Consider the following 26,170-nt stretch of genomic DNA (forward strand, 5'->3'; position numbering starts at 1 on the left):
CACCCCCCCCTGTAAGCAAGAACTCCAAACGCTGGGGGGGCGGGGGGTGGTTGACGGGGGCCGCCCACTGACTTCACCACCGAACGGCGCCATCGGAGCGAACTCCGTTGGCGCCGTCCGCTATTGGGACACGTCCCGCAGCTCCCGCGGACGTGGACGGATCCAGGCGTGCAGCGCCGCGAGCAGACATCCGCCCGCGCACCGCAACACCGCCCGCAGCCGCGGATCGTCGAGCACCTCGACGGGCCTCATCGGACCGGCACCGTCTCGGCGGCCCGGGCCGGGCGGAGCGTCACGGCCGCCAGTGCCGCGCCGACGAGAGCGATCACCGCGGCCGTGAGGAACGCGGCCGAGAACCCGTCGGTCAGGGCCGCGTGATCACCCACCCGCCCCGCTCCTGCGACCGCCGCGACCGCGGTGGCGGCGGCGAGGCCCAGCGCCGAACCCAACTGGTAGCTGGTGTTGACGATGCCCGAGGCGAGACCACCCTCCTCGGGGCGGGCACTGGAGATGGCGGTGCCGAGCGACGGGATGAAGGCGAGGGCCATCCCCAGCGCAGAGATCAGCGAGGCGGGCAGGACGTCCACCCAGAAGCTGCCGTCCGGACGCACCAGTGAGAGCCAGCCCAGGCCCGCCGCGAGCAGCAGCAGCCCGGCCACCACCGCAGGCTTCGGCCCGAACCGTGCGATCAGACGTGGCGCGAGCACGATCATCCCGACCATGATCAGTGCCGTCATCGGGATCAGCGCGGCACCGCTCGGGAACGCCGAGAGGCCGAGCACCTGCTGCAGGTACAGGTTCAGGAAGAACCACATCGGGATCCACGCGGCGCCGAGCAGGAACTGGGCGAGGTTCGCGGCACCCAGGTTGGGGGTGCGGAAGATCGCCAACCGGACGAGCGGCTCGCGCCGCATCGCCTGGATCACCAGGAATCCCGCGAGCAACGCGGCCGCGGCGAGCAGGACACCCCAGGTCTGCACGGACAGCCAGCCCACCTCGGGCGCCCGGACGATCGCGTAGACCGCCGTACCGATGCCGAGCGTCACGGTGACCGCGCCGAGCAGGTCGACGCCACCCGTTCCGGTGCCGCGCCCGCCCGGCAGCAGCGCCGGCGCCGCGACCAGGGCGAGGACCGCGACCGGGATGTTGACGAAGAACACCCATGGCCACGAGGCGTACTCGGTGAGCAGCCCGCCGAGGAACACGCCCGCGGTCCCACCGGCCGGCGCCGCGGCGCCGTACACGGCGAGCGCCCTGGTCAGGTCGCGCGGGTTCGACCCGAACAGCATCATCAGCAGTGTCAGCGCGGCCGGCGCGATGAGGGCCGCGCCGACCCCCTGGACGGCGCGGCCGACGAGTTCGGCGGGGACGTTCGCGGCCAGCCCGGCCACCAGGGAGCCGACCAGCAGGATCAGCCACCCCAGGCCGAACATGCGACGAGCGCCGAACAGGTCCGACAGCCTGCCGCCGAGCAGAAGTAGCCCGCCGAACACCACCACGTAGGCGTTGAAAACCCAGGTGAGGTTCTCCTGTGTGAAGCCGAGATCCTCGCCCATCTGTGGCAGCGCGACGCCGATGATCGACGTGTCCATGATGACCATGAACTGCGCGAGCGCAATCAATCCGAGCGCCAACCACTTTCGCGATTGCACCCGGCCCGTTTCCTGATTCATCTCGATCCCTCCCTGCATCGGTGAGCGATGACCGTGGTTCGACCGTCGCCGTTCGGTTTATACCCCCCATGGGTATCTGACACAATCCCCACCAGAGGGTTGCGTCACATGCCCTCGGGGGGTATGTTTCGACTCGTTGGCCATATACCCCCAGTGGGTATGCGAAGCAGACGAAGGAGAACGTCATGGAGATCGCGAACTACACCGTCACCGGGATGACCTGCGGGCATTGCGCGGGCTCGGTCCGCGAGGAGGTCGCCAAGCTCGACGGGGTCACCGAGATCACCGTCGACGTCCCCACCGGGCTGCTGACCGTCACCTCGATCGACCCCGTCGACCCCGCCGCGGTTCGCGCCGCGGTGGAAGAGGCCGGCTACACCGCACAGTCATGAACACCGCCACCAAGCTGGCCGCCTACACCGGGGGCCTCGCCGTGATCTTCGCGGCGGCCCTCGGTGTCGGGGCGGCCGTGGGGAGCCCGACCGACATGTCCACCACCACGCACGACACCCACACCGAGGAACCCACCGCCACAACGGAGACCGGGATTCCAGCCGGCCTGCAGGTCAGCGAACAGGGATACACGCTCTCGGAGATCTCGGCGCCGGGTACGGCCCGCACCCCGGGCGCACTGACCTTCCGGATCACCGGGCCGTCCGGCGACCCCGTCACCGCGTTCACCGACCAGCACGAGAAGCAGCTGCACCTGATCGTCGTCCGCGCCGACACCAGCGAGTTCCGGCACGTGCACCCGACCCTGGCCGCCGACGGCACCTGGTCGATCGACTGGACCTGGCCGACCGGTGGCACCTACCGCGTGTTCGCGGACTTCCAGCCCGTCGACGGGCCCGCACTGACGCTGGGCCGCAACGTCGACGTCGCCGGCGACCTGACCCCGGTCCCGCTGCCTGCACCTTCGTGGACCGCGGAGGTCGACGGATACCGGGTCGAACTGTCCGGCGATCTGACCACCGCCGGTGGCGCGCTCACCCTGGCGGTCACCCGCGACGGCGGCCCGGTCACCGACCTGCAGCCCTACCTCGGCGCCTACGGACATCTGGTCGCGCTGCGCACCGGCGACCTCGCCTACCTGCACGTGCACCCGCAGGGCGCGCCCGGCGACGGCGTCACCGCGCCCGGACCCGACGTGGTGTTCCACGCGCAGGCTCCGAGCCCCGGCACCTATCGACTGTTCCTCGACTTCCAGCACGAGAACACCGTCCGCACAGCCGAATTCACCGTCGAAGCCGACGCAGACACCGCACCCGCCGCGCCTGCCGCACCGGCCGGCCACGGGCACTGACACACCACCCGGAGAGGAGTCACGATGAACCCCGTCGCACCCGCGCCGACCGAGGGACAGGTCGAACTGCTGATCGGTGGCATGACCTGCGCGTCCTGCGCGAACCGCATCGAGCGCAAGCTCAACAAGCTCGACGGGGTGACCGCCACCGTCAACTACGCCACCGAGAAGGCCCGCGTCGACTTCACCGGCGACATCACCCCCGACGACCTCGTCGCCGCCGTCGAGTCCGCCGGGTACACCGCCGCACTCCCGGCACCGCCGTCGACCGCCGACGACACCGATGCCGCCACCGCCGAGGACGATCCGACGGCCGGGCTCCGCCGACGACTGCTGATCTCGCTGGCACTGAGCGTGCCGGTGATCGCGATGGCGATGATCCCGGCACTGCAGTTCAGCAACTGGCAGTGGCTCTCGCTCACCCTCGCCGCCCCGGTCGTGGTGTGGGGCGCCTGGCCGTTTCACCAGGCCGCGTGGACCAACCTGAAGCACGGCACCGCCACGATGGACACCCTGGTGTCGATGGGCACACTCGCCGCGCTCGGCTGGTCGCTGTACGCGCTGTTCTGGGGCACCGCCGGGGTCGCCGGCATGACACACCCGTTCGAGTTCACCATCGCGCGCACCGACGGCACCGGAAACATCTACCTCGAGGCCGCCGCCGGCGTGACGACGTTCATCCTGGCCGGCCGCTATTTCGAGGCCCGCGCCAAGCGTCGCTCCGGGGCCGCCCTGCGCGCGCTGCTCGAGATGGGCGCCAAGGAGGTGTCGGTGCTTCGCGGCGGCGTCGAGCAGCGGATCGGCGTCGACCAGCTCGCGGTCGGTGACGAGTTCGTGGTCCGGCCCGGCGAGAAGATCGCCACCGACGGCGAGGTGATCGAGGGGGCATCGGCCGTCGACGCGTCGATGCTGACCGGCGAGTCGGTACCGGTCGAGGTCGGCCCGGGCGATGCGGTCGTCGGCGCCACCGTCAACGTCGGCGGACGGATCGTGGTGCGCGCCGCCCGAATCGGATCCGACACCCAGCTCGCGCAGATGGCGAAGCTGGTCGAGGACGCGCAGACGGGGAAGGCGCAGGCCCAGCGGCTCGCCGACCGCATCTCCGGCATCTTCGTGCCCGTCGTCATCGCACTGGCCGTCGCGACACTCGGATTCTGGCTCGGCACCGGAGGTTCCGTCGCCGCGGCCTTCACCGCCGCGGTCGCGGTGCTCATCATCGCCTGCCCCTGCGCCCTGGGTCTGGCCACCCCGACCGCGCTCATGGTCGGCACCGGCCGGGGTGCCCAACTGGGAATCCTGATCAAGGGACCCGAGGTGCTCGAGTCGACCCGCCGCGTCGACACGGTCGTGCTGGACAAGACCGGCACCGTCACCACCGGAACCACGACGCTGCTCGAGGTGCACGCGGCGGAAGGCGAATCCACCGACGACGTGCTGCGTCTGGCCGGTGCACTCGAGCACTCCTCCGAGCACCCGATCGCGCGGGCGATCTCGACTGCGGCCGCCGGTGCCGGGGCACTGCCGACCGTCGCGGAGTTCGCGAACGTGGAGGGTCTCGGCGTGCAGGGCGTCGTCGACGGGCACGCGGTAATCGTCGGCCGGCCACGGCTGCTGGAGGACTGGGCACAGGCCCTCACACCCGACCTCGAAGCGGCGCTGCAGACGGCCCAATCCGCGGGTCGGACCGCGGTCGCGGTCGGCTGGGACGGCAGGGCCCGCGGCGTACTCGTGGTCGCGGATGCCGTCAAACCGACGTCGGCGGAGGCGATCTCGCAGCTGAAGGCGCTCGGCCTGACCCCGATCATGCTGACCGGCGACAACGCCGCCGCCGCCCGCGCGGTCGCCGACCAGGTCGGCATCGACGAGGTGATCGCCGAGGTGCTGCCGCAGGACAAGGTCGAGGCCGTCAAACGCCTGCAGGCGGAGGGCAAGGTGGTCGCGATGGTCGGTGACGGCGTCAACGACGCCGCCGCGCTGGCCCAGGCCGATCTCGGTCTGTCGATGGGCACCGGCACCGACGTCGCGATCGAGGCCAGCGACCTGACCCTGGTGCGCGGTGATCTGAGGGCCGCGGCGGACGCGATCCGCCTGTCCCGCAAGACCTTGCGCACCATCAAGGGCAACCTGTTCTGGGCGTTCGCCTACAACGTCGCCGCCCTGCCGCTGGCCGCCGCCGGCCTGCTCAACCCGATGCTCGCGGGCGCCGCAATGGCGTTCTCCAGTGTCTTCGTGGTCAGCAACAGCCTGCGGCTGCGACGCTTCAGGTAGGCGGCTGCGCCACCTGTGCGCGAGTTCGGTAGCTGGACTACCGAACTCGCGCACAGGCGGCTATTCGCCGCCGGGCATGTCCCAGCTTCCGAAGTTGGCGCCCGCGATGACTCCGCCCGTCAGGATCACCATGATCGTCTTGGCCGGGTTGGCAATCGCGAGCTCGGCGAGATCACTGCCCACGTCCGCCGAGCCGACCGGCGCGTAGAGGATGTTCCGGATCACCGCGCTCCCGGTGTCCAGCGGGCTCTCCGCCGATGCGGTGCCTGCACCAGCCGCGAGCCCACCGGTCAGCAGGGCCGCTGCGGTGACGGTCGATGCGATACGCCGCCTCGTCGAACGAGACATACCAACTCCAATCACTGTGGGACCGACGCCAAGGAAAGCGCCGGCCGCCGGGACGCGCCGACCCGACGCCCCGCCGGACCCTACCGACAATTGACCGCACGCGAGGCGGATCACCGGATCAGTGTTCTCGCCGTCCTGTTGTGAAAAGAGCCGCGGCCTTGGGCGAGAGACACGCCTCGCCATTGCGACGGAAGAGCTCGGCCGGCCTGCCCGCGCCGGTGGACACCAGTTCCTCCGTCGGCTCCAGCGCCGCGATCACGTGCCGCCGGAAGGAGTCCTTCTGGAGCTTGTCGAGCCCGAACACGACCCGGTAGAGCTCGTTGAGCGCGAGCATTGTGAACTTCTCCCCCAACAGGCCGTCCGGGTCGACCCGCTGTGCGTAGCGGCCCCGGAGGTCGTCGACCGCAAGCCGCACCATGTCGGCGTGGTCGAACAGCAGGTCCTCCGAGGTCTCCCCGTCGGCCACCGCAACGAGGACGGCGTCGGCGGGCAGCGTCTTCGCCGGCAGGACTGCGGTGTGGGCCATCGAGATCACCCACCCGCGGTCGTCGCGCCGCGGATCGTCGAACATCGCCAGTTGTCGGAAGGCAGCACCGGCCAGCCCGGCCTTGTGGCGCAGTGCCCGCTCCGCGGCGTCGGCGAGCCGCTCCCCCAAATGCAGGAACGTCCCCGGAAGCGCCCGGCCCCCGAGTTTCTCGTGCTCGACCACCAGAACCCGGAGCGCACCGTCACGGTAGGTCAGGACAGCGACATCCACCGCAACCGACGGGCGGTCGTAGTCGGAGAACGCCTTGCTGCGTGATTTCGGGCGGTCAGGCACCCCGGCATGATAACTCACTACTGATCTATTGTTGCCCCGGCCGCGCCACTCGCCGTGCCCTGCACTACGACAGAACGGAGAAGCAGGTCACCGCCCCATGCCCGGCACCACAGATATGGCCGTCGCGCTCGGATCGCTCATCGGCGTGAAGTCCTGCACTAGGACTCGACCGACCCACCGGTAGTGCACGCCATCTCATGTCCCGGCGCTTCGCCACAACGGGAGACGATTCCCCACGCATATCCGACCTCACTGAGAAGCCGCAGCGCGTCATTGAACGGATCCCCACCGTAGTCCGGCATGTCGGGATCCGGAACCGCCGATCCGGTGAGGTAGAGGATTTCGACAAATCCGTCGGATGACCCCTCGGCGGCCCCGGCGGTGCCGGCACCGGCCGCGACGCCACCGGCCACGACGGCCGCTGCCACAACAGCGGACGCGATACGACGTCCTGCGAAACGAGACATGCTGTACCCCTCAGCAACGGTGCGCGAGCCCATGCGCACGCTGGCGGCGTCGGGTCCGACGCCGCCGACACCGTACCGGAGCGAGTCATGTAACGCGGAATATTGAATCACCAAGCAGCACTTTCCAATTCGTTCAACACAAACGAGTCACGCGAGCTGGACTTTCACCAGCCGCACGCACGCGGCCGCGTCCAGGACCTCACACCCGTGCGGAGGGTTCGATGCCCGCCGCGACCAGACGTCGCTCCGCCTCCGCGGGCGATCCCGCCCACTTCGCCGGGGCTGGAACTACCAGTTGTCGTTCGCTCCGTATCCGCAGGGATTCCCCTCGTCGATCAGGCTCCCGCAGATGACTGCGCTTCCAGCCATGAATAAGACACCAGGAACCAAAGACGCCGCAGCGAGGAAGAGACTCGCGGGATCTTCCGTAGACCCCAGAGACTCGTCGGTCAACGATCCAGCGGCCGAAGCACTTCCCACACCCGCAACGAGACCCCCGGCCAACACAGCCACCGTGACAACGACGGACGCGATACGACGTCCCACAGAACGAGACATTACGAACCCCCTTGGACAACGGTGTGCGCTCCACCTGCGCACGCTGGCGGCGCCGGATCAGACGCCGCCGACACCGTACCGGAGCGAGGCATACCACGGGGACAGTTCAAATCACCAAGCAGCACTTGTTAATTCGTTCAACACAAACGAATCAGGCAGACGGCTCGACGTTCGCCAGGCGCACGAAGGCTGCCGCGTCGAGAACCTCGCCGCGTGCGGAGGGTTCGATGCCCGCCGCGACCAGGCGTCGCTCCGCCTCGGCGGGCGATCCTGCCCACGTCGCCAGGGCTGCACGCAGCGTCTTGCGACGCTGCGCGAATGCGGCATCGACGACAGCGAACACACGCTTGCGATGTTCCTCGTCCATCGACCAAGGCGCGTCCTCGTACCGGTCGATGCGGACCAGCCCGGACTCGATCTTCGGTTCCGGCCAGAAGACCTGTCGCCCAACGGAGCCCGCGCGCCGTACCTGCCCGAAGAAGCACGCCTTCACGCTCGGCACGCCGTAGATCTTGTTGCCGGGTCGCGCGGCGAGCCGATCGGCGACCTCCGCCTGCACCATGACCAACGCGGTCCGGAGCGACGGGAACTCGGCGAACAGGTGCAGCAGCACCGGCACCGCGACGTTGTACGGCAGGTTCGCGACGAGGGCGGTCGGCTCGGCCTGGACCTGCGACGGCATCACCCGCATGGCGTCCTCGAGCACCACGTCCAGCCGGTTCGACAGCTCCGGGGCACGTTCGGCGACGGTCGTGGGCAGCCGGGCCGCCAGCTTCGGATCGATCTCGACGGCGACGACCTTCTCCACCACGTCGAGAAGCGCCAGGGTCAGCGAGCCGAGACCGGGTCCCACCTCGAGGACCACGTCGTCACGGGCGACACCGGAGACCGCGACGATCTTGCGGACGGTGTTGCCGTCGTGCACGAAGTTCTGCCCGAGCTGCTTGGTCGGGCGGATGTCGAACTCCGCCGCGAGCGCACGCACCTCGGCGGGGCCGAGCAGGGCGGCTTGGCCGCGGGGCTGTGAATCCGACACGGATCGAACTTAGCGGGCAGGTGTCACGGCGGCGAAATTCACCGTACGCCGAGCCGGGACGAGCAGGACGGCCACGCGCCCCACCCCTGCGTCTGCTGCGTCTTCATGGCGATCGCGATCTGCTCCTCGCGGGTGGCGAGGTCGGCGCGGGGCGCGTACTTCAGGCCGCCCTGCCGCTCCCAGGTGTTCTGGTCGAACTGCACGCCGCCGTAGAAGCCGTTGCCGCTGTTGATGTGCCAGTTGCCCGTCGCCTCGCACTGCGCGAGCGCGTCCCAGGTTGCGCCGTTGCTCACCGGCGGCACCTCCGTGCCCGGCTTGGCACCGACCCGCACCACCTTCGGCTGCGCCGGTGTCGTCACGTTCTCGGACAACTCCTCACGACCGGTCTCGACACCGTTGACGGTGGTCACCGCGAACGTCACGTCCCGAACGCCGGGGGCGCCCGCGGATTCCTGGACGGTGCGGCTCATGTTCATCGTCGGGTCCTCGATCCGCTGCTCCGGCGGAGCCACCGGCTGGGTTTCGGTCCGACTCTCGGTGCGGATGCGGGTGACCTTCACCTCGAGACCCTCGGTGACCGGGGCGTCGGCGGCGGGCTCGACGGTGTCCTGCTGTTCGAGCGGCGCACCCTGCGCGGTGAGCAGATCACCGACGGTTGGGGCGGCCAGTCGGATGTCTGCGGCCGCGGCGGCGCCGTCGAGCAGGCGCACCACCTTGGGGCTGATGACCTCGAGGTCCGTGCCGTCGAGGGGCAACCTCTCCGAGCGCGACGCCGACACGTGCACGTCACCCGCGAGGCGTTCCTGTGCGAGCGCCTCGTCGACGGTCAGCGCGGTGGTCCACAGGGTGCGGGGCTCGCCGTCGACGGTCAGGGTCACCTCGCGGGCACGGCGCAACACGACGGTGTCACCGTCGGAAACCGAGGCGCCCTTCGACGGCGCCACGGCGTCCTTGTCCCCGATCGCGTAGCCGGCATCGGCGAGGACCGAGTCGACGTCGGTGGACATCGTGCTGAGCGAGATGGTCTCGCCGTCGACGTCGACGAGCACGGTCTTGTGTCGGCTGACCGCCAGCGCACCGCCGGCGATGAGGGTGAGGAGAAGTGCCCCGACGACGAGACGCAGCAGCGGCGAATTGGCCTTGTTGATCCGAGTGAGAGGTGACACGAAGAAGTCCTGTGCTGTCGGTTACCGGGATGTGATCCCGGCCTTAAGCGATCACAGTACGGTAACGAAAGGGCGGAGCTCCGGCAACCGCTGCCGTTCGTGAGCAGTAAAAAAGGGGTGAAGCTCACTAGGGTCGAGACCCAGGCACAACCAATGCACGGCGACCACGAAAGCTGGTTTGGATGAGCAGTTGGATGAACCTTCGGCAGTCCTCACGGGATCGACTCGGCCGCCGTCGGCGCCTGGTCACCGCCGCGGTCGTCGCCCTGGTCGGCCTGCTCGGCATGTTGCTCGGACAGGGCTCCGCCGCCGCCCAGTCGGGGTCCGGCAAGACCTATGTGATCGCCACCGACGTCACGTTCGCGCCGTTCGAGTTCCAGAACGAGCAGGGCAACTTCGTCGGCATCGACATGGATCTGTTATCCGCCATCGCGGCAGACCAGGGTTTCAGCTACGAGATCAAACCCCTCGGCTTCAACGCGGCCGTGCAGGCGCTGCAGTCGCGACAGGTGGACGGCGTCATCGCGGGCATGTCCATCACCGACGAACGCAAGATGGTCTTCGACTTCTCCGACCCCTACTTCGACTCCGGCGTCCAGATGGCCGTCGCGAAGAACGACGACTCGATCAAGTCCTACGAGGATCTGAGGGGCAAGCGGGTCGCGGTCAAGACCGGCACCGAGGGAGCCGCGTTCGCCGAGTCGATCCGCGACAAGTACGGCTTCACGATCGTCACCTTCGACGACTCGGCCAGCATGTACGACGACGTCAAGACCGGGAACTCCGTCGCGGTCTTCGACGACTACCCGGTACTGCTCTACGGCATCGCACAGGGCAACGGTCTCAAGACCGTCACGGGCAAGGAGGCGGGCAACTCGTACGGCTTCGCGGTCTCGAAGGGCCAGAACGCGGAACTGCTGTCGAAGTTCAACGCCGGCCTCGCCAACCTGCGGGCCAGTGGCGAGTACGACGAGATCCTGAACCGCTACCTCGGCGAACAGCCCGAGGTGCAGGGCGGCAACACCTTCTTCTCGCTGCTGAAGGACAACTTCTCGCTGCTGATGAAGGGTCTGTGGCTGACGCTCGTGCTCACTGTCGTCTCGCTGGCGATCGCGCTGGTGCTCGGCCTGATCTTCGGCTTCTTCCGGGTTTCGACCAGCAGGATCCTGCGCGGCATCGGCGTCACCTACGTCGACATCTTCCGCGGCACCCCACTGCTGGTGCAGGCGTTCTTCATCTACTTCGGCATCCCCGCCGCACTGGACTTCCAGATGCCCGCGATGACGGCGGGCATCATCACCCTGAGCCTGAACGCCGGTGCCTACATCACCGAGATCATCCGCGGCGGCATCCAGGCCGTCGACAAGGGACAGATGGAGGCCGCCCGCAGCCTCGGCATGAGTTACCTGCCCGCGATGCGCAAGGTGGTGCTGCCGCAAGCGGTGCGGACGATGATGCCGTCGTTCGTGAACCAGGCCGTCATCACGCTCAAGGACACCTCGATCCTGTCGGTGATCGGCATCGCCGAACTGACCCAGACCGGCAAGATCATCATCGCCAGGAATTTCGAGTCGTTCAACATGTGGCTGATCGTCGGCATCTTCTACTTCGTCATCATCATGGCCCTGACCAAGCTGTCCGCCCGGCTCGAGAAGAGGATCAACGCGTGAGCGAGTCCGTCACCACCGAAAGCAAGATCCGGGTCACCGGGCTGAAGAAGTCCTACGGCGACAACGAGGTCCTCAAGGGCATCGACGTCGACATCGCCGCAGGCGAGGTGGTGTGTGTGATCGGGCCGTCGGGCTCCGGCAAGAGCACCTTCCTGCGCTGCCTGAACCGGCTCGAGGACATCACCGAGGGCAGCGTCGTCGTCGACGGCGTCGACCTGACCGCCAAGAAGGTCGACATCGACAAGGTGCGCCAGCACATCGGGATGGTCTTCCAGCACTTCAACCTCTTCCCCCACATGACCGCCCTCGAGAACGTCATGCTCGCGCCGGTGCAGACGAAGAAGGCCACCAAGGACGAGGCCCGCGACATCGGGATCCGGCTCCTCGGGCAGGTCGGGCTCTCCGACAAGAAGGACGCCAAGCCCGCCAACCTCTCCGGCGGACAGAAGCAGCGCGTCGCGATCGCCCGGGCGCTGGCGATGAACCCCGACGTGATGCTCTTCGACGAGGCCACCAGCGCCCTGGACCCCGAGATGGTCGGCGAGGTGCTGCAGGTCCTGCGCGACCTCGCCGCCGAGGGCATGACCATGGTCGTCGTCACCCACGAGATGGGTTTCGCCCGCGAGGTCTCGGACCGGGTCATCTTCATGGCCGACGGCTACATCGTCGAGGAGGGCACACCCGAGGAGGTCTTCGGCAACCCACAGCAACCGCGCACCCAGGACTTCCTGCGGAAGGTGCTCTAGCGACGTCAGAGGCGGTAAACGCGCTCCGCGTTGGCGGTTGCGGCGGCGGCGAGCTCGAACGGGTCCTGACCGCGGGTCGCGGCCAGCGACCGGACCGTGTACGGCAGGCAGTACGGCTCGTTGGGGGCGCCGCGGAACGGGTGCGGGGTCAGGAACGGCGCGTCGGTCTCGACCAGCAGCTGGTCGTCCGGCACCAGTTTCGCCGCCTCGTGCAGCTCGCGGGCATTGCGGAAGCTGACCGTGCCGGAGAAGCTGAGCACGTATCCCGCCTCGACGCAGGCCAGCGCCATCGTCGCGTCCGACGAGAAGCAGTGGAAGATCACCGTCTCGGGCGCGCCCTCGTCGAGCAGCACGGTCAGCAGGTCGTGGTCGGCCTCACGGTTGTGGATCATCAGCGGCTTGCCCAGACGTTTGGCGAGGTCGATGTGCCAGCGGAATCCCTCGACCTGATCCTCGATTGCGGCGCAGCCGTCGAGCTTGCCGGGCCAGTAGTAGTCGAGCCCGGTCTCCCCGACCGCGACCGTGCGCGGGTGCGCGGCGAGCCGCTCGATCTCGGCCTTGGTCGCGTCGTCGAGGACGTTCGCGCGGGTGGGGTGGATGGCGACCGCGGCGTACACCCGCGGATCCCAGGTGGCGGCGTCGACCGCGAACCGCGCGGCGGCCAGGTCGTCGGCGACGGTGACCACCCGGCCGACGCCGACCTTCTCGGCGCGGTCGACGATCTCGCCGACCGACGCGGCGTCGTTCGCCCCGCACGCATCAAGGTGGGTGTGGGCGTCGATCAGCGGCGCTAGAGGCTCGGGCAGGTCCGGAGCCGGACGATCCTTGGGCACGCAGATAGAGTAAGGCCACCATGACTGCAGCGACCCGGCCCCCGTTCTTCATCACCACTGCGATCGCGTACCCCAACGGCGCCCCGCACATCGGGCACGCCTACGAGTACATCGCCTCGGACGCGCTCGCCCGCTTCAAGCGGCTCGACGGGTTCGACGTTTTCTTCATGACGGGCACGGACGAGCACGGACTGAAGATGCAGCAGACCGCGGCGAAGGAGGGCGTCGACGTCCGCGACCTCGCCACCCGCAACTCCGACGTGTTCCAGGCCATGGACAAGGTGCTGAACATCTCGTACGACCGGTTCATCCGCACCACCGACAGCGACCACACCACGGCCAGTCAGGCCATCTGGGAGCGGATGGTCGCGGCCGGCGACATCTACCTCGACACCTACGCCGGTTGGTACTCGGTGCGCGACGAGGCGTACTACACCGAGGCCGAGACGACGCTGCAGGAGGACGGCAGCCGGATCTCCACCGACACCGGCACACCGGTGGTGTGGACCGAGGAGTCGACCTACTTCTTCAAGCTGTCCGCCTACCAGGACCGATTGCTCGCCCTGTACGAGTCGCACCCCGAGTTCATCGCTCCCGCGACCCGCCGCAACGAGATCGTCAGCTTCGTCTCCGGCGGACTCAAGGACCTCTCGGTGTCCCGGACCACGTTCGACTGGGGTGTGCCGGTTCCGGGCGATCCCGACCACGTGATGTACGTGTGGGTGGACGCGCTGACCAACTACCTGACGGGTGTCGGCTTCCCGGACGTCGACTCCGAGTCGTTCGGGAAGTACTGGCCGGCGAACCTGCACATCATCGGCAAGGACATCAGCCGCTTCCACACCGTGTACTGGCCTGCGTTCCTGATGTCGGCCGGCATCGAACTGCCCGAGCGCGTGTTCGTACACGGGTTCCTCTACAACAAGGGCGAGAAGATGTCGAAGTCGGTCGGCAACGTCGTCGACCCGCTCGAGATGGTCGAGGAGTACGGGCTCGACGCCGTCCGCTACTTCCTGCTGCGGGAGATCTCGTTCGGCCAGGACGGCAGCTACAGCCACGAGGCGATCGTCACCCGGATGAACGCCGACCTGTCGAACGAACTGGGCAACCTCGCGCAGCGGTCGCTGTCGATGGTCGCGAAGAACTGCGACGGACAGGTACCGACTCCCGGCGAGTTCACCGACGCCGACACCGCGCTCCTCGCGCAGGCCGACGCGCTCCTGGAGAAGGTGCGGGCCGAGTTCGACGTGCAGGCCATCCATCTCGGCCTCGAGGCGATCTGGCACGTGCTCGCCGAGACCAACCGGTACTTCAGCGCCCAGGAGCCCTGGGTCCTGCGCAAGACCGACCCCGCGCGGATGGCGACCGTGCTGTACACGACGCTCGAGGTGGTGCGCATCGTCGGTATCCTGGTGCAGCCGGTGATGCCCGACGCCGCCGACAAGATCCTGGCGGTGCTCGGCCAGGCGTCGGAGAACCGTCAGTTCGCCGATCTCGGCACGCGGATCGTCGCCGGCACCCCCCTGCCCGCACCGGCCCCGGTCTTCCCCCGCTACGTCGAGCCCGAAGACGCCTGAAAATCACGCCGTGACCTGCGGCGAGAGAACTTGTCGTACCCCCGGGGCAGACTGCCCCCATGGGGACCAATCGAACAGGTATTCGAGACCGTGGGGATGCTGCCGAGGCCGGGACGCGTGACTGCCTCGGCGCCGAGGAGGCGCTGCGCCGCGCCTACGAGAACGGCTGGCAGCCGGGCGACGTCGTACACGTCGCCCGGCGGGGCCTGGCCTCCGTCGAGGTCGCGCCGGTCGCGCTGCTGATCCTGCGGGAGGCCAACCGCAGCGGGGCGTGGGCGCGTGCCCCACTGCACTGGGCGGACCAACTCAAGGTCCTCGCCCACACCTATCCGCGGCGGACCGACGAGCCACCACTGACCGTGTCCGCACTGCGCCTGTTGCGGCACCTGCAGCCACTGCGGCGACTGTGCCCACCGCCGTCCCTGTGGCCCGAAGTCCGGGCACCGCAACCCGGCGACGGAACGGACGCCGAGATCGCGGATGCCAAGGTGCTGAATCGGATTCGCGGCCTGCTGGCCAAGGCGGAGAGCACCGAGTTCACCGAGGAAGCCGAAACCCTCACGGCCAAGGCGCAGGAACTGATGACCCGCCACTCCGTGACGGCCACGCTGCTCGAGGCCGCGTCCGAACGGGGCATCACCGGTCGGGACATCACGGTGCATGCCCGGCGCATTCACCTGGACCGGCCCTACAGCAAACAGAAGGGCCTGCTCCTGACCACGGTCGGCGAGGCCAACCACATCCGCACCCTCTACAACGCCGTCGATGACATCGCGACGGTGCTGGGCACCCCGTCCGACCTCGAGAAGGTGGACCTGCTGTTCACCTCGCTGCTGGTGCAGGCGACGCGGGCGATGCACGCCGAACAGGCGCGCGGCGCGACATCGGCGGCCTTCCGGCGGGCATTCCTGTACGGCTTCGCCATCCGGATCGGGCAACGACTGACCGAAGCCGAGAAGGCGGCGACCGCGCAGGCGGTCGTCGACGCCCGCGCAGAGTTCGGCGACCTGCTGCCAATCCTCGCCCGGCGCTCCGACGCGGTGCAGGTCGAGGTGGACCGCCTGTTCGGCCCGAAACTGCGGTCGTGGGGCTTCACCGTCAGCGATCTCGGCGGGGTCGCGGCCGGCCGGTCGGCAGCGGACGCCGCACGTCTGGCCCCCGACCGGCGGGCGGTCGCCGGATGACGGGGACCGCGCGCACCTGCCGGTTTGCCTGACCCGGGTGCGCTCGTGACACCCTTTCCGAATGCGGATCGAACGGTTGGGCACGGGTGGCACCCCGGCAGCGGTGTTGCGAGCACTCGCGCACCTCGCCGCCGTCGGTGGCACCCCGGCTCCGGCCGCACTGATCGGCGACTGGTTCGGGGCCAGGGCGATCCTCGCCCCCAGCGTGGCCACCCGTCCGGTGGCTCCCCGGGAGGCATTCGACGTGACGGGGCTCCCGGCCCCCGGGCACCCCACCGACGGTGGAGTCGCCGGGCCACTGCTCGGCGGTGGATGGATCGGTTACCGCGGCTACCCCGACCTCCCCGACAGCGGCCGGATGCCGGGGCTGCCGGAATCCGCGGGCGGCTGGACCGACAGCATCCTGCGCCTCGACTCGGACGACTGCTGGTGGTACGAGTCACTCACCGAGACCCCCTGTCCCCCAGACTGGTTCGCGGCGGTCACCCGGCCGGAGGTGACGCCGCGATCCTGGCGACTCGAGTGGACGCCACCCGACCGCTCTGCGCATCAGTCCGGTGTGCGGCAGTGCCTCGACGCGATCGCTGCCGGCGAGGTGTACCAGGCATGCGTGTGCGCCCGATACACCGGAAGGATCGACGGCGCCCCCCTCGACTTCTTCGCCGACGCGGTGGAGGCGACCCGCCCGGCTCGAGCCGTCTTCCTGCAGGGACGGTGGGGTGCGGTGGCGTCACTGTCGCCGGAGCTGTACCTCTCGCGCCACGGCGACCGCGTGACATCGAGCCCGATCAAGGGCACGCTGCCGATCGGCGCCGACCCGGACCTGCTGCGCGCCTCGGTGAAGGATGTCGCCGAGAACGTGATGATCGTCGACCTGGTCCGCAACGACCTGGGCCACCTGGCGATCCCGGGCACGGTGACCGTCACCGACCTGCTTGGCGTCCACCCGGCACCGGGCGTGTGGCACCTGGTGTCCACGGTCGCGGCGACCGTACCGCCCGAAACCTCCGCCGCCGATCTGTTCGACGCCAGCTTCCCGCCCGCCTCGGTGACCGGGTGCCCGAAACACCGTGCCCGGCAACTGCTCTCCGCGTGGGAGCCGTATCCGCGCGGGGTGTACTGCGGCACCGTCGGGTTCGCCTCCCCGCTGGCGGGCACCGAACTGAACGTGGCCATCCGGACGGTCGAATTCGACCCGCACGGTCAGGCAGCGCTCGGCGTCGGCGGCGGCATCACCATCGACTCGGACCCCGACGCGGAGTGGCAGGAGTGTCTGGACAAGGCGTCGAGCATCGTGACGCTGCGCTCGGCGCACAACGGGTTCCCCACGAGGAGCCGGTCCTCCTAACACTCCCCTCGCGCGGATCCGGTCAGTTCGAAGTCGGTCTCCTGCGGACCGGTCAGCGGGGACGACGCCACGCAGATCCGTTCGATGATCGAGTCCACGTCCAGCCGCCAGGCCCGCAGCACGCCGTCACCGTCGGCGGCGACCACGGTGTCCGAGCCCGGCAGGAACGCCACCTGCCAGCGTCCCGACCCGTCGGTGGCGATCGGACCGCCCACCTCCCGCATCTGCGCCTGATCGGACACGTCCCACAGGCGTACCGTGCCGTCGTCGCTGCCGGACACGACATGGCGACCGTCCGAGTCGAACGACACCGAGTACACGGTGCCGCTGTGCCCGCGCAGTTCCGGCTCCCGCACCGTCATCGACCCGTCCGCGGCACGGTCCCACAGCACCAGCGTCTGGTCGTCGGTCCCGGTCGCCATCACCGTGCCCTCCGGGTTGAACGACACCCCGTTGATCCCGGCACCGCCACCGCCGTCCTCGACGTCGCGTTGCTCCGGCCGGGCCGGATCCGTGACCGTCCACGCGAACACGCCGCCGTCGGCATCGACGGCCACCAGCGACGCACCGTCGGGGCTGAACACGACGGTCCGCACCAGGTTGCTCGGACCGTCGAGACGCTCCCCCCACGGCACCGGGTTCGCCGGATCGGCGAGGTTCCACAACCTCACGCTGGTGTCGTCGTCGCCCGTGGCCAGCGTCCGGTTGTCCGGACTGAACGCCAGCTCCCAGGTGTATCGGGTTTGCGTCGCGATCGGCTCGCCCAACGGTTGCGGCCGCGCCGGGTCGCGGACATCCCAGATCTGCACCTGTCCACCGGTCGTGGCGGCAGTCGCCATCAGTGTTCCGTCCGGCGACAAGGCCACCATGTGCGCCCCGCCGAACGGCCGGGGCAGGGGCACCGACCCCACCATGCGGGCGCGCCCGTCCCTGCCGACACCCCACAGCCTGATCACCGAGTCATAGCCGCCGGTGGCCATCAGCGATCCGTCGTGGCTGATCGACGGCAACGTCAGCGCCGACTCCGACACCGACAGCGCGGACCTCGGCAACGTCCACACCCGCAGGTTCGAGTCCTGACCGCCGGTGACGACGGTCGCGCCGTCCGGCGACAACGCCAACGCCGGGACCCCGCCACCGTTGCCGGTCATCGCCGGCTTCAACTCACGCATTGTGCCGCGGCCCGCGGCGACCGACCATCGCTTGACAGTGCCATCCCAGGACGCGCTGACCAGCGTGGCGCCGTCCTCCGCGAAAGCGATCGTCCAGATGGCGCCGGTGTGCGCCTGGACCGGCGTGCCGATCTCCCGGACCGCGCGGACATCCGTGGTGTCGAAGAGCCGGATCACGCCGTCGTCACTGCTGGCAGCGAGGGTCCGTCCGTCCGGCGCAAAGGACACCGAGTGCACCACGTCCCCGAAGTCGGCATGCACCGGCGGCAGTTGCACCGGCGCCGCCCGGTTCGCCATGTCCCACAACCGGATGCTGCGGTCGTCGCTGGAGGTCGCCATCACGGCGGAGTCCGCGCGGAACGCGATGGTCCGCACCCCCGCCGGGTGCGCCGGCAGCGTCGTCACCGGAAACGGACCCGGCGCCGGCGGTGACGCCAACGCGGCCGAGGTGTCGAACAGGCTCACGGTGCCGTCGTCGTTCGGCACGGCGAGGGTACGGCCGTCCGGGCTGAAGCGGATGTTGTGGACGGACTTCGTTCCCGCCCGCACACCATCGAGCAGCACGCGCGGCGCAGCCGGGTCGGACACGTCCCACAGGAACACCGTGCCATCTCCGGTACCGGCGGCCAGAACCTTTCCGGTCGGAGCGAACGACACCGAGGCCATGTACTTCGCCGACCCGGTCAGCGGCGCCCCGACAGGGCTGGGTCCGGCGGGGTCCTTCAGGTCCCACAACCGGACCGTGCGGTCGTCACTGGCCGAGGCCATCATCGCGCCGTCGGCGGAGATCGCGACCCCGTAGACCGGCCCGGCATGACCGTCGAGAGTCTGCCCGATCGGCGTCGCCTCGGTCGCGATCAGCCGCGAGTAGGCGGCGTCGCTGCCGGGACGCATCTGCCACGCTGCCAGCGACAATCGCGCCGCTGTCGTCGGGTCGGTGGCGCGCAGCGAATCGGCCAGCGCCACGACCTGGCGGAACTGGGCGGCGCTGCGCTCCGATTCGGCGCGGTTCTTCGCCGACACCGCCATCGACACCGCAACCAACGCGACGACGGTGGACAACACCAGCGCGGCCATCACAGTTCGCGCGACCCACGTGTTGCGACGCACGTGCCTCGTCGAGGTCGACAGGAACTCGGTCGCCGACGGGGTCAGCGTCGCCGCCACCCGGCCCGGGTCACGCGTGGCACCCGGATACCCCTGGGCGGCGATCCGCGGCGCGTCGTACTCGCGCACGACGTCGAGGCGTCCGCGCTGGTACAGCAGGCTGCTGTCGCGGTTCGACTCCTCCCAGCGGACCGCATCCTCCTCGATCTGCTGCCGGACCGCCGAATACGACCCGTCCTCCTGGATCCAGGTCTTCAGCCGCGGCCACGCCTCGATCACCGCATCGTGGATCAGCTCGACGCTGTCGGCGTCCGCGACCAGCACACGCGCCGCGATGAACTGGTCGACCACCTTGCGGGCCGCGTCCGCATCGTCCCCGGCGAACGCCAGCAACTGCGGCAGAGTGCGGCGGATCTTGACGTCGGTTCCCGTCTGCGTCACGTACACCAGATGCACCATGATCGCGCGGGCCAGCACCCGTCCCCGTTCGTCGAGGTCCTCCCAAGTGCGCTCCGCGGTCGCGGCGACGGACCCGCGGACGCCGCCGGTCGCGCGGTAAGCGGACACCGTCAGCTGGCCCCCGCGACGGCGTTCCCACATCGAGTCGAGGAGATGCGAGAGGAGCGGCAGCACGGTGCTGCCGCCGTCGTCGGAGGTCAGTACACCGAGGTCGTGCAGGATCAGGTCGACCAGACCCGACTCCAGCTTCAGACCGATCAGCTGCGCCGGCCGGGTGATGACCTCGACCATGTCGGCGCGGGACAGCGGTGTCACCGCACGGCTGCGCCGTTCGAGAGCATCGGCGAGGACTGGATGGGCGATCGCCTGCGCATAGAAATCCGACCGCATCGTCGCGATCACCATCGGCGCCGCGTCGGAGGTCTCGTCGGCGTCGAGAGTGGTGGCGGCCTGGTCGAGGATCGTCAGGAAGCGGTGTCGCGCGCGGGCGTCGTCGCACTGGGTGAACAGTTCCTCGATCTGGTCGACGATGATCACCAGTTGCGAGGTACCGAGCCGGTTCGCGGCGGCCCGCACAGCCTGCCGGACGGCCGTTCGATCCGCATCGGCGGACAGCTCCCCGAGTTCGGGAACGGCCGCGGCGAGTGCTGCGAGGGGGGACGGTCCCGGGGTGAGGACGATCGCGGCCCCGGTCGAGGTTCCCGTGTCGGACCGGAGCGATCCGCCGCGGAGGAGTTCCGGTACGAGACCGGCCTGGACGATGGAGGACTTCCCGACCCCGGACGCACCGGTGACGATCGTCATGCCCCGTCCCCGCGCTGCGGTCACGACGTCGATCAACCGCTGCAGGCTCGCGGTCCGGCCGAAGAACAGGCGGGCGTCCTCCGCACGGTACGGCTCGAGTCCGCGGTACGGCCGCACGCCTGCCAGCGGCGGGGACGCCTCCGCCCGCTCCGACTCGGTTCTGGCCCGCGTCGCGGTGCCGCCGTCGCGGGCGGCCTGCCACCACGCGTGCCATTGCTTGAGCGAGTACAGACCGGGCGAGGGTGGCTGGTTGCCGTGCAGGGACTGTGCGGTGCGAATGAGGACGACGAGGACCGGCCGGAGTGCGTCGAAACTCGCCGGCACCCGCTTGCCGGACCGCCAGTCACTCAGCCGCTGGATCGACACCAGTTTGTCCGCGCCGATGGCTCGGCCGAGGGCACTCGCCTCCGATACGACGGTCTTCAGGGGCGGCCCACCGGCGGTCGCGAACAGCAGCCGCAAATGGTCGGCAAAGTGCAGCCTGGCGCTGGGTTCATCCGCCATCCGGTCCGTCCACTCCTCGTTCCCACGTGCGGAAAATCCGCTGCGGAATAGTTCCTCACGCGTTGTGAACAGGGAGAATACCGGGTTCCGGCTTCACACCGATTGGTCGGGTCCGGATGGACCGGCACAGTTGTCGGCGGTGCAGGTGGGGTCCTGCGCCACACGCGGCGCCGGCGGGGACTGACGATTTTCGAGGGGTAGTTCCCGCCGGGCGCGCACATTCGTTCAGGCGAATGCGACCGGGAACCCGAGGAGCCGACCATGAGCCGAATCGCCGTCAAGATCGTCGCCATGATTCCGCCGACCCTGGCCGCCGCGCTTGTCATCGCGGCCTCGGTCGCCTTGATCGTCGTTCTGGCAGGCATGCCGAACTGACCGCCGGGCCCCGGCCCGCGGCGCCACTGTCCGCGGCCGCGGCGTCATTCCTTACGCGCGGCCAGGACCGCTTCGTACACCTCGCGCTTGGACACGCCGGCGGTTGCCACCGTCGCGCACGCGTCCTTGAGCCGTGCCCCGTCGGAGACGAGCCGCTCCACCTCACCGACGAGGTCCTCGGGCCGCGCCGCCACCGGAGTCGCGCCCTCCAGAACCACGGTGATCTCGCCGCGGGCGCCGTCGCGCGCCCACTGTGCGAGTTCGGCCAGGGTTCCCCGCCGGACCTCCTCGTAGGTCTTCGTCAGCTCCCGGCACACCGCGGCGCGGCGCTCGCCGCCCAGTACGTCGACCGCGTCGGCGAGGCAGTCCGCGAGACGGTGCGGAGCCTCGAAGAAGACGCACGCCCGCGCCTCGGCCTTCAACGTCTCCAGCCAGGCCCGTCGCGGCCCCTGCTTCCGCGGCGGGAAGCCGTCGAAGCAGAATCTCTCGACCGGCAGCCCCGACAGCGCCAACGCCGTCGTCACCGCGGAGGGTCCGGGCAGGCAGGTGACCGGCAGGTCCCGCGCGACGCAGGCGGCGACCAGCCGATACCCGGGGTCGCTCACCGACGGCATGCCGGCGTCCGTGACCAGCAGGACCGTGCGCCCCTCGGCGACGTCCTCGACGAGGGCGGGCAGCCGCGTGGTCTCGACCTGGTCGTAGAAGCTGACCACCTTCCCGGTGATGGTGACCCCGAGCGCCGACGCCAGGTGCCGGGTGCGCCGGGTGTCCTCCGCGGCAACGACGTCGGCGGTCGCGAGGGCCTCCCGCAATCGCTCCGAGGCGTCGCGCACCTCTCCCATCGGTGTCGCAGCGAGGACCAGGCAACCGTTCATGCCCGACAGCCTACGATCGTGCGGTGACCCAGTTGACCGACGAGCGCGCGACGCCCCGCGTCGACCGCCGCGTCCTGGTGAGCCCCGGTCCCGCCGCACCGCTGTCGGACCCCGGCCCGACCGACCGGCTGCGCGGCTGGGTGGTCACCCTGTTCCTTACCTTCGTCGCCGCCGTCACCCGGTTCACGATGCTCGGCTACCCGACCGATGCGGGCACCCCCGTGTTCGACGAGAAGCACTACGCGCCGCAGGGCTGGCAGGTGCTGACCGGAGGCGGGCTCGAGGACAACCCCGGCTACGGCCTGGTGGTTCATCCGCCGGTCGGCAAGCAGATGATCGCGCTCGGTGAGGCGATCTTCGGATACAACGGGTGGGGCTGGCGGTTCGCGGCCGCGGTCGCGGGCACGGTGATGGTGCTGCTGGTGATCCGGATCGTCCGCCGGATGACCCGGTCCACCCTGGTCGGCGCTATCGCGGGAATCCTGCTGATCGCCGACGGCGTGACCTTCGTCTCCTCCCGGATCGGGATGCTCGACATCTTCATGGCGCTGTTCGTGGTGGCCGCGTTCGGCTGCCTGATCGTCGACCGCGATCAGGTGCGGGCCCGGATGGCGACCGTGTTCGCCGAGGGCCGGATCGCGGACTCGGTGTACGGGCCGCGGCTCGGTGTGCGGTGGTGGCGGTTCGGTGCGGGCATCCTGCTCGGCCTGGCCTGCGGGACCAAGTGGTCGGGCGTGTACTTCATCGCGTTCTTCGGTCTGATGTGCGTGGCCTTCGACGTCGCCGCCCGGCGGTACCACGGGGTGCGGCGCCCCTGGGTCGGCACCGCCCTCCGTGACATCGGACCGTCGCTGTACGCGCTGGTGCTGGTGCCGATCGGGGTGTATCTGGCGTCGTACTGGGCATGGTTCGCATCGGAGACCGGAGTGAATCGGCACGCGGTCGGCGACCAGATCGGGTTCGGCGGATCCTTCTCGTTCGTGCCGGGCGCGCTGCGCTCGCTCTGGTACTACAGCGCCAACGTGCTCGAGTTTCACGGGAACCTGACGAACTCCGCGGGCAATCACCATCCGTGGGAGTCGAAGCCGTGGACGTGGCCCATGGGGCTGCGACCGATGCTCTACTACTTCGCCGAGGGCGATCACGTGTCCGGTTGCGGCGCTGCGAGCTGCGTCAAGGCGGTGATGCTGATCGGCACGCCTGCGATGTGGTGGCTGGCGCTGCCGATGCTGGGGTGGGCGCTGTGGCGCACCGTGGCCGGACGGGACTGGCGGTATGCGGCTGTTCTCGTCGGCTACGCCGCCGGCTGGCTGCCGTGGTTCGTGACGATGGATCGTCAGATGTACTACTTCTACGCGGTCGCGCTGGCGCCGTTCCTGGTGATGGGCCTGGCGCTGGTGTGCGGCGAGGTGATCGGCGCGGCCCGGGCCGCAGCCGAACGTCGCGGCACCGGCCTGCTCGCCGTCGCGCTGTATCTGGGCCTGGTGGTGGCGAACTTCGTGTGGCTGTGGCCGATCCTGACGGCCGTGCCGATCACCCCGGAGATGTGGCAGCAGCAGCTCTGGCTGCCGAGCTGGCGCTGATCCCGGTCACGCGCGGGCGGGTTCGGCCGGGGCCGGAACCGCCCGCGCGGGTGAGTGCGTGCTAGACCTTCACCTTCGCCTGCCGTGCGCCGCCGATCAGGGCGTCGACGCTGAACCGACCGGCACCGATCGCCGCGATCAGCAGCGAGGAGACGCCGAGGGCGAGGACCAGCTCGTAGCCTCCTTCGGAGACGAAGATGCCGTTGCCGGCATGCGTGATGAAGAACGCGCCGAGCATGTCGAGAAACAGCAGGACGCCGACGATCGGTGTGGCGATGCCCGCAATGAGTGCGAAGCCGCCCACCAGCTCGATCGTCGCCGCGAGGACCGCGGACAGGTTGTGCAGGGGAGCACCCATCTGCTCGAACGACGCCTGGACACCGCTGATGCCGTAGGTGAAGAACTTCTGCCAGCCGTGCGCGACGAAGATCACACCGATCCCGAGTCGGGCAACGAGAAGGGCGAGGTCGCGGAGTGCGCTGGATTTCATGTCGTGGTCCTTTGCGAGGTACGGCGCGGGTTCCCACGGTGGGAACGGAACGCACCAACTGTGGCACGACTAAGTTGAAGCGTCAACTATCGCCGAGCGCGCGTTCCGACGTCGGACGTGGCGCGGGTATCCGGCCCACGAGAGCGCCACCACCGCGACGACCAGGAGCCGCACCAGGTTCACCGCGTCGGCCGGATAGAGCACACCGGTGATGTAGTGCGCGATGAAACCCGACGAGGGCAGCGGCGGTCGGCCGTCGGCGATCCGCGCCCAGTTCTCGACCGCCGTCAGCGGACACTCGTAGCCGACCAGCACCGAGCCCGCTCCCCACACGACCGCGACGACGTGCAGCACGATCGTCCGCGGCCACCGCCAGGCCAGGAAGCCACCGAACACCAGGTACCCGATGAATGCAAAGTGCACGACGACGCTGAGCACCTCGATCGCGCGGTAGAACATCACCACCTCCGCGGGCACACCCCCACGGTTCGAGAGTAGGCCCCTCAGGCCCCGCGAATCGCGGCTTCGACCAGTGCCCGAACCACGTCGTCGGACAGTCCGAGACCGCGCACCGTCGCGACGTACTCGGTCGCCGCGCGTTCGGCCAGTCCGGTCGACGCGTCGCCCATCGACGCGACGAACGACCCGAGCCTGCCCCTCGTCTCGATCGCCCCCATCGACTCGAGTTCCCGGTACGCCTTGGCGACCGTGTTGGCGGCCAGCCCCAACTGCTCGGCCAGGGCCCGCACGGTCGGCAACTTCGTGCCTGCGATAAGCCGGCCGTCACGCACCTGTTCGAGAATCTGCAGCCTGAGCTGTTCGAACGGGGCCGTCGCCGCAGTCGGATCGATGTCGATGCGCATGTCGCGAGGCTAACCCGCCGAGAGCCTGCACGTGCGCAAAGAAACTCACTGCGCGAACGCGTCCTCGGCCCGGTCGAACCAGGCCCCGTCCTCTACGAGCCGGACACTCCGCCAGCCGTTCGGGGTTCGGACCAACTCGTGGTGGTACCAGCCCCCGCAGAAGAACTGCTTTCCGGGCGTCACGATCATCGGGTTGTAGAACATCGCACTGACCTCCGCGGTCCCGGTGACGGCGTCGAAACGTCGGATGTCGACGTTCGTGACGTAGTGCTGGGTGCGGGTGAAGAGCGCGAGCATCGGCTCCAGCTGGGTGATGACCGTCTCGCGGTCCCCCGTCGGCCCACCGGACGTGCTGTAGTCGATGTGTGCGTCCGCGGCGAACACGGTGCGGTAGAGATCCCAGTCCCGGCTGTCGACGGCACGGGCGTACCGGGTCAACAGATCATGGGCCTCGATCCAGAAATGCAGGTACGCGGTATCCATCGGGCCATGAAACCGCACCGAGGCCGCCTCCGTCCGGCGTTCCGGCCGAGCGGGCACAATGTGGTTCATGGCAACGACTTCCGCAACCAGTTCTCCGGCAAGCAGGGCGACGATCTACCACAACCAGCGCTGCAGCACCTCCCGCAAGGTGCTGGCACTGATCGAGGAGGCGGGCATCGTCCCGACCGTCGTCAAGTACCTCGAGACCCCGCCGTCGCGGGACGGCCTGCGCAAGCTCCTCGACGACGCCGGCCTGCACCCGAGCGAGGCCATCCGCAAGAAGGAGGCAGTCTTCAAGGAACTCGGGCTCGCCGACGCGAGTGAGGACGAACTGCTCGACGCGATGGTGGAGAACCCGATCCTGATCGAACGCCCCCTCGTCGTCACCGACCGCGGGACGGTCCTCGCCCGCCCCGTCGAGAAGGTCACCACGATCCTCTAGGGCGTGTCTCCTGATC

The 26,170-nt window shown here is 69.2% G+C and carries 24 protein-coding genes and 1 pseudogene; 10 read left to right on the forward strand and 15 right to left on the reverse strand.

What is annotated here, in order from left to right:
* Positions 1-120 precede the first annotated feature (120 nt).
* Both ACWDU4_RS07360 and ACWDU4_RS07365 read right to left on the reverse strand, forming a co-directional pair.
* Positions 121-252 (reverse strand): hypothetical protein, encoded by a 132-nt coding sequence (locus tag ACWDU4_RS07360; RefSeq protein ID WP_450113219.1) that lies wholly within the window; start codon positions 250-252, stop codon positions 121-123.
* A complete protein-coding gene (locus ACWDU4_RS07365; RefSeq protein WP_450113220.1) occupies positions 249-1,673 on the reverse strand; it encodes an MFS transporter in 1,425 nt (474 codons plus the stop codon). Before ACWDU4_RS07365 ends, ACWDU4_RS07360 begins: the two co-directional genes overlap by 4 nt.
* Positions 1,674-1,858: 185 nt before the next feature.
* Here ACWDU4_RS07365 and ACWDU4_RS07370 point away from each other — a divergent pair, with 185 nt between their 5' ends.
* The 3 genes from ACWDU4_RS07370 to ACWDU4_RS07380 are packed head-to-tail and all read left to right on the forward strand — an operon-like array spanning position 1,859 to position 5,244.
* A complete protein-coding gene (locus ACWDU4_RS07370) occupies positions 1,859-2,065 on the forward strand; it encodes a heavy-metal-associated domain-containing protein (protein WP_450113221.1) in 207 nt (68 codons plus the stop codon).
* Entirely contained in the window at positions 2,062-2,976 is a 915-nt protein-coding gene (locus ACWDU4_RS07375) for a hypothetical protein (RefSeq protein ID WP_450113222.1), read from the forward strand. The genes ACWDU4_RS07370 and ACWDU4_RS07375 overlap by 4 nt, the downstream gene beginning before the upstream one ends.
* 24 nt (positions 2,977-3,000) lie before the next feature.
* The gene (locus ACWDU4_RS07380) at positions 3,001-5,244 is read left to right on the forward strand and encodes a heavy metal translocating P-type ATPase (protein ID WP_450113223.1); all 2,244 of its coding nucleotides are present in this window, start codon (positions 3,001-3,003) and stop codon (positions 5,242-5,244) included.
* A 60-nt stretch (positions 5,245-5,304) separates the two neighbouring features.
* Here ACWDU4_RS07380 and ACWDU4_RS07385 read toward each other — a convergent pair whose 3' ends face one another.
* The 6 genes and pseudogenes from ACWDU4_RS07385 to ACWDU4_RS07410 all read right to left on the reverse strand — a co-directional run bounded on the left by ACWDU4_RS07385 (position 5,305) and on the right by ACWDU4_RS07410 (position 9,639).
* The gene (locus tag ACWDU4_RS07385) at positions 5,305-5,592 is read right to left on the reverse strand and encodes a hypothetical protein (protein WP_450113224.1); all 288 of its coding nucleotides are present in this window, start codon (positions 5,590-5,592) and stop codon (positions 5,305-5,307) included.
* Between the two features lie 118 nt (positions 5,593-5,710).
* Entirely contained in the window at positions 5,711-6,412 is a 702-nt protein-coding gene (locus ACWDU4_RS07390; protein ID WP_450113225.1) for an NUDIX hydrolase, read from the reverse strand.
* 158 nt (positions 6,413-6,570) lie between these two features.
* Positions 6,571-6,879, reverse strand: a complete 309-nt coding sequence (locus tag ACWDU4_RS07395) for a hypothetical protein (protein WP_450113226.1) — start codon at positions 6,877-6,879, stop codon at positions 6,571-6,573.
* Between the two features lie 147 nt (positions 6,880-7,026).
* A pseudogene (locus tag ACWDU4_RS07400) lies at positions 7,027-7,162 on the reverse strand (16S rRNA (adenine(1518)-N(6)/adenine(1519)-N(6))-dimethyltransferase RsmA); the annotation flags it as partial.
* Positions 7,163-7,588: 426 nt separating this feature from the next.
* Entirely contained in the window at positions 7,589-8,473 is an 885-nt protein-coding gene (gene rsmA, locus ACWDU4_RS07405; protein ID WP_450113227.1) for a 16S rRNA (adenine(1518)-N(6)/adenine(1519)-N(6))-dimethyltransferase RsmA, read from the reverse strand.
* Positions 8,474-8,511: 38 nt separating this feature from the next.
* Positions 8,512-9,639, reverse strand: a complete 1,128-nt coding sequence (locus ACWDU4_RS07410; protein WP_450113228.1) for a transglycosylase family protein — start codon at positions 9,637-9,639, stop codon at positions 8,512-8,514.
* A gap of 182 nt (positions 9,640-9,821) precedes the next feature.
* Between ACWDU4_RS07410 and ACWDU4_RS07415 the strand changes: the two genes are divergently transcribed.
* A complete protein-coding gene (locus tag ACWDU4_RS07415; protein ID WP_450113229.1) occupies positions 9,822-11,309 on the forward strand; it encodes an amino acid ABC transporter substrate-binding protein/permease in 1,488 nt (495 codons plus the stop codon).
* Complete coding sequence (locus tag ACWDU4_RS07420) at positions 11,306-12,055, forward strand: amino acid ABC transporter ATP-binding protein (RefSeq protein WP_450113230.1); 750 nt, start codon at positions 11,306-11,308, stop codon at positions 12,053-12,055. Before ACWDU4_RS07415 ends, ACWDU4_RS07420 begins: the two co-directional genes overlap by 4 nt.
* Before the next feature lie 5 nt (positions 12,056-12,060).
* Here the strand turns inward: ACWDU4_RS07420 and ACWDU4_RS07425 are convergent, their stop codons facing one another.
* A complete protein-coding gene (locus ACWDU4_RS07425; protein ID WP_450113231.1) occupies positions 12,061-12,888 on the reverse strand; it encodes a TatD family hydrolase in 828 nt (275 codons plus the stop codon).
* A 20-nt stretch (positions 12,889-12,908) separates the two neighbouring features.
* On the opposite strand from ACWDU4_RS07425, the gene metG reads away from it, so the two are divergent.
* The 3 genes from metG to ACWDU4_RS07440 all read left to right on the forward strand — a co-directional run bounded on the left by metG (position 12,909) and on the right by ACWDU4_RS07440 (position 16,997).
* Positions 12,909-14,465: a methionine--tRNA ligase gene (metG, locus tag ACWDU4_RS07430; RefSeq protein WP_450113232.1), complete on the forward strand. Its 1,557-nt coding sequence runs from the start codon at positions 12,909-12,911 to the stop codon at positions 14,463-14,465.
* Positions 14,466-14,524: 59 nt separating this feature from the next.
* The gene (locus ACWDU4_RS07435; RefSeq protein ID WP_450113233.1) at positions 14,525-15,649 is read left to right on the forward strand and encodes a DUF2786 domain-containing protein; all 1,125 of its coding nucleotides are present in this window, start codon (positions 14,525-14,527) and stop codon (positions 15,647-15,649) included.
* A 61-nt stretch (positions 15,650-15,710) separates the two neighbouring features.
* Entirely contained in the window at positions 15,711-16,997 is a 1,287-nt protein-coding gene (locus ACWDU4_RS07440) for an aminodeoxychorismate synthase component I (RefSeq protein WP_450113234.1), read from the forward strand.
* On the opposite strand, the gene ACWDU4_RS07445 is transcribed toward ACWDU4_RS07440, so the two are convergent.
* Together ACWDU4_RS07445 and rsmI are read right to left on the reverse strand one after the other, a co-directional pair.
* Positions 16,994-21,043, reverse strand: coding sequence for an nSTAND1 domain-containing NTPase (locus ACWDU4_RS07445; RefSeq protein ID WP_450113235.1), 4,050 nt, complete (start codon positions 21,041-21,043; stop codon positions 16,994-16,996). The two genes, ACWDU4_RS07440 and ACWDU4_RS07445, sit on opposite strands and share 4 nt — an antisense overlap.
* Before the next feature lie 419 nt (positions 21,044-21,462).
* Positions 21,463-22,293 (reverse strand): 16S rRNA (cytidine(1402)-2'-O)-methyltransferase, encoded by an 831-nt coding sequence (rsmI, locus tag ACWDU4_RS07450; RefSeq protein ID WP_450113236.1) that lies wholly within the window; start codon positions 22,291-22,293, stop codon positions 21,463-21,465.
* A 23-nt stretch (positions 22,294-22,316) separates the two neighbouring features.
* On the opposite strand from rsmI, the gene ACWDU4_RS07455 reads away from it, so the two are divergent.
* Complete coding sequence (locus ACWDU4_RS07455; RefSeq protein WP_450113237.1) at positions 22,317-23,876, forward strand: dolichyl-phosphate-mannose--protein mannosyltransferase; 1,560 nt, start codon at positions 22,317-22,319, stop codon at positions 23,874-23,876.
* 61 nt (positions 23,877-23,937) lie between these two features.
* Here the strand turns inward: ACWDU4_RS07455 and ACWDU4_RS07460 are convergent, their stop codons facing one another.
* The 4 genes from ACWDU4_RS07460 to ACWDU4_RS07475 form a co-directional block, all read right to left on the reverse strand.
* On the reverse strand, positions 23,938-24,366 hold the full coding sequence (locus ACWDU4_RS07460) for a DoxX family protein (RefSeq protein WP_450113238.1): 429 nt from the start codon (positions 24,364-24,366) through the stop codon (positions 23,938-23,940).
* Between the two features lie 69 nt (positions 24,367-24,435).
* A complete protein-coding gene (locus ACWDU4_RS07465; RefSeq protein WP_450113382.1) occupies positions 24,436-24,825 on the reverse strand; it encodes a DUF2784 domain-containing protein in 390 nt (129 codons plus the stop codon).
* A gap of 44 nt (positions 24,826-24,869) precedes the next feature.
* Entirely contained in the window at positions 24,870-25,229 is a 360-nt protein-coding gene (locus tag ACWDU4_RS07470; RefSeq protein ID WP_450113239.1) for a GntR family transcriptional regulator, read from the reverse strand.
* A gap of 45 nt (positions 25,230-25,274) precedes the next feature.
* On the reverse strand, positions 25,275-25,712 hold the full coding sequence (locus ACWDU4_RS07475; protein ID WP_450113240.1) for a nuclear transport factor 2 family protein: 438 nt from the start codon (positions 25,710-25,712) through the stop codon (positions 25,275-25,277).
* Positions 25,713-25,779: 67 nt separating this feature from the next.
* Between ACWDU4_RS07475 and arsC the strand changes: the two genes are divergently transcribed.
* Positions 25,780-26,154, forward strand: a complete 375-nt coding sequence (gene arsC, locus ACWDU4_RS07480; RefSeq protein ID WP_450113241.1) for an arsenate reductase (glutaredoxin) — start codon at positions 25,780-25,782, stop codon at positions 26,152-26,154.
* The last annotated feature ends 16 nt before the right edge of the window (positions 26,155-26,170 follow it).

The sequence above is a fragment of the Rhodococcus sp. NPDC003348 genome (genome assembly GCF_053589375.1).